This is a genomic window from Corynebacterium sp. zg-331 (assembly GCF_014267345.1).
GTDB lineage: Bacteria > Actinomycetota > Actinomycetes > Mycobacteriales > Mycobacteriaceae > Corynebacterium.
Genome location: NZ_JACMYD010000003.1, coordinates 214,349 through 227,243 on the forward strand (window position 1 = coordinate 214,349; position 12,895 = coordinate 227,243).

Genomic DNA, 12,895 nt, shown 5'->3' on the forward strand with positions numbered 1-12,895 from the left:
CCTCACAGCCGCAAGGGTTTCACGCCCTACATCTCGAATGCCTCATCCAGCGGCACGGAGGCGCCGGTGAACTCACCGAAGCCATCGTCGCCGTAGATCGCCTCCCCGTAGGTGGGGATGGCGTAGGCGGCATTGCGGGCCTCCTCGGTAGGAGTGACCGTGATGTTGCGGTAACGCGAGATGCCCGTACCGGCCGGGATGAGCTTACCGATGATCACGTTCTCCTTTAGACCGATGAGCTTGTCGGAGCGCTTGTTGATCGCGGCATCGGTGAGCACGCGGGTGGTCTCCTGGAAAGAGGCCGCCGAGAGCCAGGACTCCGTGGCCAGCGAGGCCTTGGTGATGCCCATGATCTCGCTGCGCAGCTCGGCGGGGCTGCCGCCAGCGGCGATGGCCTCGGCATTGGCGGCCTTGGCCTCGGAGAGATCCACGAGGGTGCCGGGCAGGAACTCGGTGGAGCCGGAGTCGATGACGGTGCCGCGGCGCAGCATCTGGCGGATGATGATCTCGATGTGCTTGTCGTGGATCGCCACGCCCTGGGTGCGGTACACGGCCTGCACCTCGTCGATGAGGTGCTTTTCCACGCCGCGGCGACCGAGCACCTCAAGCACGTCGTGCGGGTCGGCGGGGCCGCGCAGCAAGCGCTCTCCCACCTCCACGTGGTCGCCCTCGCGCAGGGCGCGCTCGATCATGGCGTTCGGGTTGGACTCCATGGGGCGCCGCACCTGGGCCAGGCCCTGGCGCTTGGAGAGCTTCTCGTACACCACGTTATCGCCGCCGTCGTCCGGGGTGATGGTGAGCGTGTAGAAGTTGCCCTCGTCCTCCAGGTGGATGGTGCCGGCGACCGAGGCGATGGGCGCGCGGTTCTTGGGCACGCGGGCCTCGAAGAGCTCCTGCACGCGAGGCAGACCACCGGTGATGTCGCCGCCCACACCACCCTGGTGGAAGGTACGCATGGTCAGCTGGGTACCGGGCTCGCCGATGGACTGGGCCGCCACGATGCCCACGGCCTCGCCGATGTCCACCAGGTGGCCCGACGCCATGGACTTGCCGTAGCACTTGGCGCACACGCCGGTGGCCGTCTGGCAGGTCATCACGGAGCGCACCTTGACCCACTCGATGCCCGCGGAGACCAGGCCCGCCACGGTGGCCTCGGTGAGGTCGGCGCCGGCTTCCAGCACCACCTCGCCCTCGGCGTTCTTGACGTCGGTGGCCAGTACGCGGCCCGCCACGGAGGTCTCCACGAACTCGTGGGCGCGGTAGCCGCTCTCGGTGCCGGGGGCGGGCACGGCCACGGGCACGCGCACGCCCTGGCGGGTGCCGCAGTCGTCTTCGCGCACGATGACGTCCTGGGCCACGTCCACCAGGCGTCGGGTGAGGTAGCCGGAGTCGGCGGTGCGCAGGGCGGTATCGGCCAGGCCCTTGCGCGAACCGTGGGAGTTGTTGAAGTACTCCAGCACCGAGAGGCCCTCGCGGAAGGAGGTCTTGATCGGTCGGGTGATGTAATCACCCTTGGAGTTCACCACCATGCCCTTCATGCCGGCCAGGGTCCAGATCTGGCGCATGTTACCGGCGGCACCGGACTTCACGATCATGGGGATGGGGTTATCGTCCGGGTAAAGATCCTCCACGGCCTCGCCCACCTCGTTGGTGGCGGCCTGCCACAGCTCCACCAGGCGGTCGTAGCGCTCGCGCTCGGTGAGCGCCCCCTGCTGCCAGTACTTGCGCTCGATCTGGCGGGCCTCGTCCTCGTAACGCTCCAGGATGTCCGTCTTGTTGGGCAGCACCAGCACGTCGGACATGGAGATGGTCACGCCCGAGCGGGTGGCCCAATAGAATCCGGCGTCCTTCATCTTATCCATAGTCTGCGCCACGGTGATCATGGGGTACTTGGCGGCAAGGTCGTTGATGACGTCGCCCAACAGGATCGTGCCGGAGCCGCCGCCCTTGCGCACCATCACCCCCTCGAGGTAGGGGTAGTCCCACGGCAGGAGCTCGTTGAACATGATGCGGCCCAGGGTGGTATCCGCGAGCCACTCCTGGCCGCGCTCCCAGCCCTGCGGGAACTGCTCGGTCTCCACCTCCTGCGGGGGACGCAGGTGCGAGATGCGCACCTTGATGGGGGCCTGAAGGCCCAGCACGCCGCGGTCACGGGCCATGATGGCCTCGGCCATGGAGGTGTACTCGCCCTCGGCGGGACGATCCTCGGTGGCCGGGGTGTAGCGCCCCTGCCCGCCAATCTCGTCCTCGCCCTTGTCCATGGTCAGGAAGTACAGGCCGGTGACCATATCCAGGCGCGGCATCGCCAGCGGCTTGCCGGAGGCCGGGGAGAGAATGTTGTTCGAGGCGAGCATGAGCACGCGGGCCTCAGCCTGCGCCTCGGCGGACAGCGGCAGGTGCACGGCCATCTGGTCGCCGTCGAAGTCGGCGTTGAAGGCCTCGCAGGCCAGCGGGTGCAGCTGGATGGCCTTGCCCTCCACAAGCTTGGGCTCGAAGGCCTGGATGCCCAGACGGTGCAGGGTGGGGGCTCGGTTGAGCATCACCGGGTGCTCGGCGATGGCCTCCTCCAACACATCCCACACCTCGGGGCGCTGGCGCTCCACCATGCGCTTGGCGCTCTTGATGTTCTGCGCGTAATCGTGCTCCACCAGGCGCTTCATCACAAAAGGCTTAAACAGCTCCAGCGCCATGAGCTTGGGCAGGCCGCACTCGTGCAGCTTGAGCTGGGGACCGACGATAATCACGGAACGGCCGGAGTAGTCCACGCGCTTACCCAGCAGGTTCTGGCGGAAGCGGCCCTGCTTGCCCTTGAGCAGATCGGACAGGGACTTCAGCGGACGGTTACCCGGGCCGGTGACGGGGCGGCCGCGGCGGCCGTTATCGAACAGCGCGTCCACGGACTCCTGCAACATGCGCTTCTCGTTATTCACGATGATCTCGGGCGCACCCAGGTCGATCATGCGCTTGAGGCGATTATTGCGGTTGATGACGCGGCGGTAGAGGTCGTTGAGGTCCGAGGTGGCAAAGCGACCGCCGTCGAGCTGCACCATGGGGCGCAGCTCCGGGGGAATCACCGGGATGGCGTCGAGCACCATGCCCGCGGGGTCGTTGCCGGAGCGCTGGAAGGCCGCCACGACCTTGAGGCGCTTGAGGGCGCGCATCTTTTTCTGGCCCTTGCCGTTGTTGATGACCTCGCGCAGCTCCTCGGCCTCGGCGTCGAGGTCGAAGTTGCGGATCAGGGTCTGGATGGCCTCCGCGCCCATGCCGCCGGTGAAGTAATCCTCGTAGCGATCCACCAGCTCGGAGTAGATGGTCTCGTCGATGATCATCTGCTTCGGAGCGAGCTTGATGAAGGTCTGCCAGATCTCCTCCAGGCGCTCCACCTCGCGCTCGGCGCGCTCGCGGATGTGCTGCATCTCCTTGTTGGCGGCGTTCTGCACCTTGCGGCGGGCGTCGGCCTTGGCGCCGGCGGCCTCCAGCTCGGCCAGATCCTCCTCCAGCTTCTGGGCGCGCTCGGCGATCTCGGACTCGGCGTCGGCCTCCACGTCCTTCTTCTCCAGCAGCATCTCCGCCTCCAGGGTGGACTGGTCGGCGTGGCGCGCCTCCTCGTCCACCGAGGTGATGATGTTCGCGGCGAAGTAGATGATGCGCTCCAGGTCCTTGGGCGCAAGGTCGAGCAGGTAGCCCAGGCGGGAAGGAACGCCCTTGAAATACCAGATGTGGGTGACCGGTGCGGCGAGCTCGATGTGGCCCATGCGCTCGCGGCGCACCTTAGACTTGGTCACCTCCACGCCGCAGCGCTCACAGATGATGCCCTTGTAGCGGACGCGCTTGTACTTGCCGCAGGCGCACTCCCAGTCGCGGGTGGGGCCGAAGATGCGCTCGCAGAACAGGCCGTCCTTCTCCGGCTTGAGGGTACGGTAATTGATGGTCTCCGGCTTCTTGACCTCGCCCTTGGACCAACGACGGATGTCGTCAGCAGTGGCCAGGCCAATGCGAAGCTCGTCGAAGAGGTTTACGTCGAACACGTAACTCCCTTTCCCCTCCCGCGGCGGGAGGGATTGAAATGGCGGATAAAAGTCACAGGGTGTGTTTGCCTAGGCGATGTCGGCATCGGAGCGCTCGTCGCGGGACAGGTTGATGCCCAGCGACGTCGTGGCCTCCATGTCGTCATCGGAGCCGGAGAGCTCCATCGGGGTGCCGTCGGCGGAGAGAACCTCCACGTTCAGGCACAGGGACTGCAACTCCTTGAGCAGCACCTTGAAGGATTCGGGGATACCCGGGTCCGGGATGTTCTCCCCCTTCACGATCGCCTCGTAGACCTTCACGCGGCCCATCACGTCATCGGACTTGATGGTCAGCAGCTCCTGGAGGGTGTAGGCGGCGCCGTAGGCCTGCATGGCCCACACCTCCATCTCGCCGAAGCGCTGGCCACCGAACTGGGCCTTACCGCCGAGGGGCTGCTGGGTAATCATCGAGTACGGGCCGGTGGAGCGGGCGTGAATCTTCTCGTCCACCAGGTGGTGCAGCTTGAGCATGTACATGTAACCCACGGACACCGGGTAGGGGAAGGGCTCGCCAGAGCGGCCGTCGAGGAGCATGGTCTTGCCGTTGCCGTCCACCATGACGTCGCCATCGCGGTTGGGGCGGGAGTTGGCCAGCAGGCCCGCCACCTCGGCATTGGTGGCGCCGTCGAACACGGGAGTGGCCGTCAGCGAGCCGGCGGGAACGTCGTAGAGCTCCTCCGGCAGCGTCGTGAGCAGCTCGGCGTTCTTCTCGTCCGCCGGGTCCACCTTCCAGCCAGCCGCGGCCAGCCAGCCCAGGTGAGTCTCCAGCACCTGCCCGATGTTCATGCGGCGCGGCACGCCGTGGGTGTTGAGGATGATGTCCACGGGAGTGCCGTCGGCCATGAAGGGCATATCCTCCGGGGGCAGGATCTTGCCCACCACGCCCTTGTTGCCGTGGCGGCCGGCGAGCTTATCGCCGTCCTGAATCTTGCGCTTCTGCGCCACGTACACCCGGATCATCTCATTGACGCCGGCGGCCAGGTCGTCATCGTCCTCGCGGGAGAAGCGACGCACGCCAATGACCTTGCCCGTCTCGCCATGCGGCACCTTCAGGGAGGTATCACGCACCTCGCGGGCCTTTTCACCGAAGATCGCGCGCAGCAGGCGCTCCTCCGGGGTCAGCTCCGTCTCACCCTTCGGGGTGACCTTACCCACCAGGATGTCGCCCGCGCGCACGTCCGCGCCGATGCGCACGATGCCGCGCTCGTCGAGGTCGCGCAGCACGTCCTCGGAGACGTTGGGGATCTCGCGGGTGATCTCCTCGGCGCCCAGCTTGGTATCGCGGGCATCGATCTCATGCTCCTCGATGTGGATGGAGGTCAAGATGTCCTCCTCCACTACGCGCTGGTTGAGGATGATCGCGTCCTCGTAGTTGTGGCCCTCCCACGGCATGAACGCCACGAGAAGGTTGCGGCCCAGGGCCATCTCGCCGTTGTGGGTGCCGGGACCGTCCGCGAGCACCTCGCCGGCCTCCACGCGCTGACCGATGCTCACCAGCGGGGTCTGGTTGTAGCAGGTGCCCTGGTTGGTGCGCTCGAACTTGCGCAGCATGAAGGTCTCGCGCTGGCCGGCGTCATCCATGATGGTGATGAAGTCCGCGGAGACGTTTTCCACCACGCCCGCGCGCGGGGCGATCACCAGGTCGCCCGCGTCGTAGGCCGCGCGATACTCCATGCCGGTGCCCACCAGCGGGGCCTCGGAGCGCAGCAGGGGCACGGCCTGCTTCTGCATGTTCGCGCCCATGAGGGCGCGGTTGGCGTCGTCGTGCTCCAGGAAGGGAATCATGGCCGTGCCCACCGAGACCATCTGACGCGGGGAAACATCCAGGTAATCCACGCCCTGGGCGTTGGTCACCTGAATATCGCCGTCCTTCACGCGCACCTCGATGCGCCCCTGGGTGATGGTGCCCTCGGCATCCACCTGGGTGGAGGCCTCTGCCACGGCGAAGCGATCCTCCTCGTCCGCGGTGAGGTACTCCACCTGATCGGTGACCTTGCCGTCGACGACCTTGCGGTACGGCGTCTCGATGAAGCCGAAGGGATTGACCCGGGCGTAGGTAGCCAGGGAGCCGATCAGGCCGATGTTCGGGCCCTCGGGGGTCTCAATCGGACACATGCGGCCGTAGTGCGAGGCGTGGACGTCGCGCACCTCGATACCCGCGCGCTCGCGGGACAGGCCGCCGGGGCCCAGGGCCGACAGGCGGCGCTTGTGGGTCAGCCCGGACAGGGAGTTGTTCTGGTCCATGAACTGCGAGAGCTGCGAGGTGCCAAAGAACTCGCGGATCGCCGCCGAGACCGGACGCACGTTAATCAGGGAGGTGGGCGTGATGGACTCCGCGTCCTGCGTGGTCATGCGCTCGCGCACCACGCGCTCCATGCGTGAAAGCCCCACGCGCACCTGATTCTGGATCAGCTCGCCCACGGTGCGCAGGCGGCGGTTGCCAAAGTGGTCGATGTCGTCGGTCGCCACCGGGATCGTCTCGCCGGTGGGCGAGGTCATCGTCCGCTCCCCCGCGTGCAGGCGCACGAGGTATTCCAGGGTGGTGGCGATGTCTTCCTCGGTGAGCGTCATCAGGCCGTCGTGATCGCCGCCCAAGCCGAGCTTGCGGTTCACCTTGTAGCGACCCACCTTGGCCAGGTCGTAGCGCTTGGCCCGGAAGAAGGCGTTATCCAGCAGGGATTGCGCCAGCTCGCGGGTGGGCTGCTCGCCGGGGCGCTGCTTGCGGTAGATCTCCAGCAAGGCCTGATCGGTGTTCTCCACACCGTCGTTTTCCAGCGTGGACATCATGATCTCGGAGAAGCCAAAGCGCTCGCGGATCTGCTCTGCCGTCCACCCCAGGGCCTTGAGTAGCACCGTCACCGGCTGGCGGCGCTTACGGTCGATGCGCACGCCGACGGTGTCGCGCTTGTCCACGTCGAACTCCAGCCACGCGCCGCGCGAGGGGATCACCTTCACGGAATGCAGCGGACGCTCGGTAGACTTGTCGATGGTCTGGTCGAAGTACACGCCCGGGGAGCGCACGAGCTGCGAGACCACCACGCGCTCGGTGCCGTTCACGATGAACGTTCCCTTGTCCGTCATCATCGGGAAGTCGCCGATGAACACGGTCTGGGACTTAATCTCCTGGGTGTCGTTATTAATAAACTCGGCCGTGACGTACAGCGGAGCGGAATAGTTAATGTCCTTGTCCTTGGACTCCTCGATGGAGTTCTTGACCTCCTCGAAGCGCGGCTCCGACAGGGACAACGACATGTTGCCGGAGTAATCCTGAATCGGAGAAAGCTCGTCGAGAATATCCTCAAGGCCGCTGGTGATGCGCGCCTCCGGGCCGCGCTCCTCCTGCTGACGGGCGCGCCACTCGGGCGTGCCGACGAGCCAATCGAAGGAATCACGCTGCACGTCAAGGAGACCCGGAATCTCAATCGGCTCCGAGTACTTAGCGAAGGAATAACGCTTCGGGGCTCCGGGGGTATCGGCCGCTGACTTGGTCTGGCGGGAGACTGCCAAGATGGGTCCTTCCAGCACCTCACGCGGACCGCCGATTGCATGGGCCAACAACCGGCATATCCGCTGGTAATTTTAGCATTGTCACTGCTGTGGACACCCGTCCCAGATAGCACAAAATCACCTTGTCAAATTGGCTTTTCTCACCAACCGATCAAGGTTACTCGGCGCCCCGGAGACGGATTCCAGCGCAACGAAGCAGCCTATACCACTTCAGGGAGGCGCGCAACCCCTCGGGACGAGGAGCGGGCGCGCCGCGGCCCCGGACGCAGGGCACCCAGCGCCCCCGCCGCCACGAGCGCGACGCCCGCGACGATCCCCGCCCAGGACCACGCCCCCACGTACCCCCGCTCGGTCACCCGACCGGCCGCCTCCAGCAACCGCTCGGATTGACCCTCCGCGAGGCCACCGTCGAAGGAAAGCACCTGCTCCCGCCTGACGCCGTCTGCGGTGCCATAGTAATCATCGATCCGCTCGTGGGCATCCACCACCAGGCCGGAAACCCGATCCACATAGTAATCCCTGGTGGCCGAGTGAAAGAGAAAGCCGCGCTCAGCTGCGCCTTCCCCCGCGTTCTCCCACTGCGTGGTATTCACCACACCCGGGTAGCGCTGGGCCACGTTGGTCGGCTCGATGACCTGACGGAAGTGGTACACCTCGCGCCCATCACGCTCCTGCGCCCCCTGAAACTCCGCGGGGAAGGCGGCGCGCAGGGTCTCATCGAAGACCTCGTAGGAGCGCCGCTCCACCAGGGAGGGGAACTTCCACCACGGCCACGGCGCGACCACCTCCGTGGTGGGGCTGGCGAGCTGCTGGCTGAGCACCGCGGGCCCCGTGGCCGCCCCCGTGGTGCGATCCATCCCGTAGCTCCACACCTGCGCAGAGATCAACCGATCCGCCTCCTCCTGGCGGCTCTCCCGCAGCTGGCTGGTGCCCACCCGCACCATGACCTGATCTCGGGTGGAGGGCTCCTCCAGCGTCACGTGCATCTGCCGCACCACGGGGGTAGTGACCACCGGGCGCTGCGGATCGGCCACCACCATGGACCGCGCGGATTCGTCGCGCAGCGTCCAGGTCAGCTCCCCCACGTCGAGGGGCAGGCGGGCATCCCGGTCGATCAGGCGCGGGGCGAGCAGGCTCACGACCGCAAGCGCCGCCCCCAGACCCATAAGAAGCACGGAGATCACCCGGGAGGTAGGAAGCATGACCGCGATGTTACCCGCGATGACGCGACGCACCGCGGATGAGGGAAACCTCCCGGGCGAGGAATGCGTCACACCTCCCGCTCGCACACGAAAAACCCGGCCCCGCCGTGGCGGGAACCGGGCGCAGCAATCCCGAGGGATTACTTGAGGGAGACCTTGGCGCCAGCATCCTCCAGCTTGGCCTTGGCGGCCTCGGCGTCGTCCTTGTTCGCGCCCTCGAGGATCGCCTTGGGAGCGGACTCCACCAGCTCCTTGGCCTCCTTCAGGCCCAGGCCGGAAACGATCTCGCGCACGGCCTTGATCACGCCGATCTTCTTGGCGCCGGCGTCCTCGAGCACGACGTCGAACTCGTCCTTCTCCTCGGCGGCGGCAGCGCCCTCGGCGGGGGCGCCGGCGGCGGCCACGGCCACGGGGGCGGCGGCGGTGACGTCGAAGACCTCTTCGAACTCCTTGACGAACTCGGAGAGCTCGATCAGGGTCATCTCCTTGAAGGCCTCGATCAGCTCGTCCTTGGAAAGCTTAGCCATGATGGCATCCTTTCTATTGTGCGAGCCGCTGCGGCTCGCGGTGTGGGTAGGGGGTGCGCGGGAATGCGCGGTGTCTTAGGCTTCCTTCTTCTCCTGCAGCGCGCTCGCGAGGCGCGCCACCTGGGAAGCGGGGGCGTTGAACAGGCCTGCGGCCTTGGCCAAACTACCCTTCATGGCACCAGCCAGCTTTGCCAGCGTGGTCTCGCGGTTGTCCAGATCGGCGATGGCCTGCACCTGCTCCGGGGTCAAAGCGGCGCCGTCCATGTAGCCACCCTTGACGATGAAGGCCTTGTTATCCTCGGCAAACTTCTTCATCGCCTTGGCGGCGTCCACCGCCTCGCCCTTAATGAAGGCGATGGCGGTGGGGCCGGTCAGGTAATCGTCGAGTCCCTCGATGCCGCTGTCCTTGGCGGCCAGCTTCAGAAGGGTGTTCTTGGCGACGGAGTACTGGACGTCATCCCCCAGGGCCGTGCGCAGCTCGGTGGTCTGCGCCACGGTCAGGCCGCGGTACTCGGTGAGCACCACGCTGTCCGCCTCGGCAAAGCAGGTCTTCAGTTCCTTGAGGTCCGCCTGGTTCTTCGGGTTAGCCATGTACTTCGCCTCCTTCCTCTTAAACGTGTCGTGTTTTCCGCCCGGAGACCTCTCTCGAAAAAGGCCCCCGTGCAGGAAGCACAGGGGCCTGCCCTCCCCGCAGGGAAAGGCGGTGGCTCGAAAGTGTCTCCTGCGTGGGTCGCCCCGGCAAGCCGGGAACCTTCGATCCGCGTGGCGCGGATAACCGACGGTCTTCGGTGAAACTTGAGCTAGGCGCGCACGAGTGCGCGACCATTCAAACTTCTCCGGGAACTGTACACCCTCCACACCCGAGAACACAACCTACCCGGTATTTCCTTCCCCAAACGCCCCCGAAGCGGTCCGATCCCTTTGTATTGTGTTCCCATGCCAACACACATCCAGGTCTCCTCCCCCGATAGCGTCCGCGCCTCCACGAACTTCCTCGCCGCCTTCCTACGCTCCCTCGCCCACCCGGAATGGATGCCCCAGGGCGTCAACGACTGGGCCTCCCCTCTCGTCGAGGGCCAGGTACCCGTGGTGCTCATCCACGGCACCTGGCTCAACAGCTATAACACCTGGTCGCAGATCGCCCCGGCGCTTGCCAAGGACGGGCACCGGGTCTTTGCCTTCAATTACGGGCGCGACACCTCCGCGCTGACCGGGCGGCCCCGGGCGATCCACGGCACCCGGGCAATCCTCGACGCCCAACCCGAGGTGGCCGCCTTTATCGGCCGAGTCCTCGAGCGTACCGAGGCAGCGCAGGTGGATCTCATCGCCCACTCCCAAGGGATGAGCCAGGCCCGCCTCTACCTTTCCGACTCCGGCGGGGCTAATCCCGCGGATCCCACCCGCAACCGGGTGCGCAAGCTCATCGCCATCAGCCCCAGCCACCACGGCACCACGCTCTCCGGCCTCGGTTCCCTGGGGCTCAAGGTCGAGAAGCGCTGGCCCGGCCTGCGCCCCCTCCTCACGAGGATTCTTGGCGACGCCGCTCTGGATCAGCTCGTGGACTCCGAGACCATGCGCCACATCAACCGCCTGGGCGATACCGTGCCCGGGGTCAGTTACACCACCCTGTGCACCCGCTTCGACGAGATCGTGACCCCCTGGCGCCGCCAATTCCTCGACCAGGGGCCGGGCGCCACCGTGCGCAACGTGCTGGTGCAAGAGGGGGCGGTGCGCGACTTCAGCGATCACCTGGCCATCCTGTACTCCCCCCGCGTCATCGACTTCATTCGGGAGGAACTCGATGTCACCGGGGGTTACCGCAGCACCCACCCCCTCGTTCGCGGTACCGTGCTGCCCGGCTACGGCGCGCTGCCGCAGTGGCGACGCAGGAAGAAATAAAAATAATAGGCAACGGCCTCGCGGGGAGATACCTCCCCGCGTTTTTCTTGCTTCGCATCCTTCCACGGGCGGGTTTGTGCCCCTTCACACGCCCCTTTTTGACTGTCTAGCTGCGGAAACTTTTTCTTGCTCGTTTCTTGCTTCCGGCCGGGTCATACCTATACGTGACTCACGTGCTCACCGAAGGCAGGCCATCTCTATGACTCGACCGGACCCCAACCCCGATGCCGCGTTGCGCCGACGCCTCCAGCGGTTCCTTAAACTCCCCACCGAACAACCGTGGCTGGAGTTTAAGATCGATAAGCTTCGGGAAGGCCCGGAAATCGCCAAGTACGTCTGTGCACTCGGCAATTCCGCCCGCCTCCAGGGGGAACCGGCCGGCTACCTCGTCTGGGGAATCAGCGACTCCCGCGAACCCGTGGGCACCTCCTTCGACTGGCAGACAACCAAGGGTAAAGGCAACGAAGACCTGAAACCGTGGCTCACCCGGGTCATCTCCCCCACCCCGATCCTGGAGTTTTCGACCATCACCGTGGAGGGGCAGCCCATCGTTCTCCTCCGCATCGAGGCTCCAACCCGCGCCCCGTACTCATACGAGGGCAAGCGTTGGTTCCGGCTGGGAAGCTACACGAAGAATCTCCTCGACTACCCTGAGTCCGAGCAGGCACTATGGCGTCAGCTCAACCAGTTTTCCCGCGAAGACTCCCCCGCCATGACCGGCGTTGCAAAGTCGGAGATCCTCGACCTCCTCAGCGCAAAAGCGTTCTTCAACAACCGCCCCGAGCTGCCCCACACCGGCGACTCAGCACTCCCCGACCTCATGCTCAGGGCAGGAGCCGTGAACTACACCCACGAGGACGGCTGGTCCATCCCCACCTGGTCCGCACTGATGTACGCCACCACGCTCTCGCGCTTCCCCTCCCTAGAGCAATTCATTCCCGCATCTTGCACTTTGATGCCACCGCGCGCACCACGCTGAAGCGACAATGGGAGTTTGATGAGGGCTTTGCCTCCAGCTTCGGGAAGGTCATCGCCCTCTTTGACGCAATCCGCCCGGGAGGCGAATCCTTCGACCCCTCGACGGGCCGACTGATGCAGATCCCCGCCCTGCCCACCATCGCCTTCCGCGAGGTCTACGCCAATGCCCTCATGCACCAGGATCTAGAGCAGACCGGAAAGTTTCTCACGGTGGAGGTCTTTGCCGACAGGGCCGAGGTCACCAACCCGGGCACCCCCTTGATCTCTCCCGAGCGATTCATCGACGCCCCCTCCACCACCCGTAATCCCAAGCTCGGCGCCGCCTTGTGCCAAGCCCAGTTCGTTGAGCAACGGGGCAGCGGGTGGGACAAAGTCGTGCAATCCCTGGAATCGGAGAAATTCCCGCCGGCCTTGGTGCGAGCAAACGGATCCACCACGGTGACCCTCAGCGCATTTCGCCCCTTCCCCCTTCTATCGCAGCAGGAGCGCCACCAAGCCGTGTACCAGCACACCTGCCTGGCCTTCCTGGAGGGCAGGGTGGTCAATAATTCCTCCATCCGCGCCAGGCTGGGGCTCAGGGATAGCCAGGCCTCACAGGTCTCCCGGCTCCTCAAGGACTGCATCGCGGCGAACCTGATTAGGCCCCGTGATCCCCACGCCGGGGCGCGGGCCATGCACTACATCCCCGCGTGGGCGTAGAGGCAGTTCCCCGCGT

The 12,895-nt window shown here is 65.7% G+C and carries 8 protein-coding genes; 3 read left to right on the forward strand and 5 right to left on the reverse strand.

What is annotated here, in order from left to right:
- Nucleotides 1-26: 26 nt before the first annotated feature.
- The 5 genes from H7347_RS05660 to rplJ form a co-directional block, all read right to left on the reverse strand.
- A complete protein-coding gene (locus H7347_RS05660; protein WP_186337293.1) occupies nt 27-4,028 on the reverse strand; it encodes a DNA-directed RNA polymerase subunit beta' in 4,002 nt (1,333 codons plus the stop codon).
- Nucleotides 4,029-4,097: 69 nt separating this feature from the next.
- Nucleotides 4,098-7,592 carry a DNA-directed RNA polymerase subunit beta gene (locus H7347_RS05665; RefSeq protein ID WP_186337313.1) on the reverse strand — a complete coding sequence of 1,165 codons (3,495 nt, stop codon included), beginning with the start codon at nt 7,590-7,592 and terminating at the stop codon, nt 4,098-4,100.
- Between the two features lie 182 nt (nt 7,593-7,774).
- On the reverse strand, nt 7,775-8,776 hold the full coding sequence (locus H7347_RS05670; RefSeq protein WP_152822074.1) for a DUF3068 domain-containing protein: 1,002 nt from the start codon (nt 8,774-8,776) through the stop codon (nt 7,775-7,777).
- A gap of 140 nt (nt 8,777-8,916) precedes the next feature.
- The gene (gene rplL, locus H7347_RS05675; RefSeq protein ID WP_152822076.1) at nt 8,917-9,303 is read right to left on the reverse strand and encodes a 50S ribosomal protein L7/L12; all 387 of its coding nucleotides are present in this window, start codon (nt 9,301-9,303) and stop codon (nt 8,917-8,919) included.
- A 75-nt stretch (nt 9,304-9,378) separates the two neighbouring features.
- Nucleotides 9,379-9,894: a 50S ribosomal protein L10 gene (gene rplJ, locus H7347_RS05680; RefSeq protein WP_152822078.1), complete on the reverse strand. Its 516-nt coding sequence runs from the start codon at nt 9,892-9,894 to the stop codon at nt 9,379-9,381.
- A gap of 345 nt (nt 9,895-10,239) precedes the next feature.
- On the opposite strand from rplJ, the gene H7347_RS05685 reads away from it, so the two are divergent.
- The 3 genes from H7347_RS05685 to H7347_RS05695 all read left to right on the forward strand — a co-directional run bounded on the left by H7347_RS05685 (nt 10,240) and on the right by H7347_RS05695 (nt 12,879).
- Complete coding sequence (locus tag H7347_RS05685; protein WP_152822080.1) at nt 10,240-11,202, forward strand: triacylglycerol lipase; 963 nt, start codon at nt 10,240-10,242, stop codon at nt 11,200-11,202.
- Between the two features lie 199 nt (nt 11,203-11,401).
- A complete protein-coding gene (locus H7347_RS05690) occupies nt 11,402-12,181 on the forward strand; it encodes a helix-turn-helix domain-containing protein (protein WP_186337294.1) in 780 nt (259 codons plus the stop codon).
- Nucleotides 12,148-12,879, forward strand: coding sequence for an ATP-binding protein (locus H7347_RS05695; RefSeq protein WP_186337295.1), 732 nt, complete (start codon nt 12,148-12,150; stop codon nt 12,877-12,879). The genes H7347_RS05690 and H7347_RS05695 overlap by 34 nt, the downstream gene beginning before the upstream one ends.
- Nucleotides 12,880-12,895: the final 16 nt, after the last annotated feature.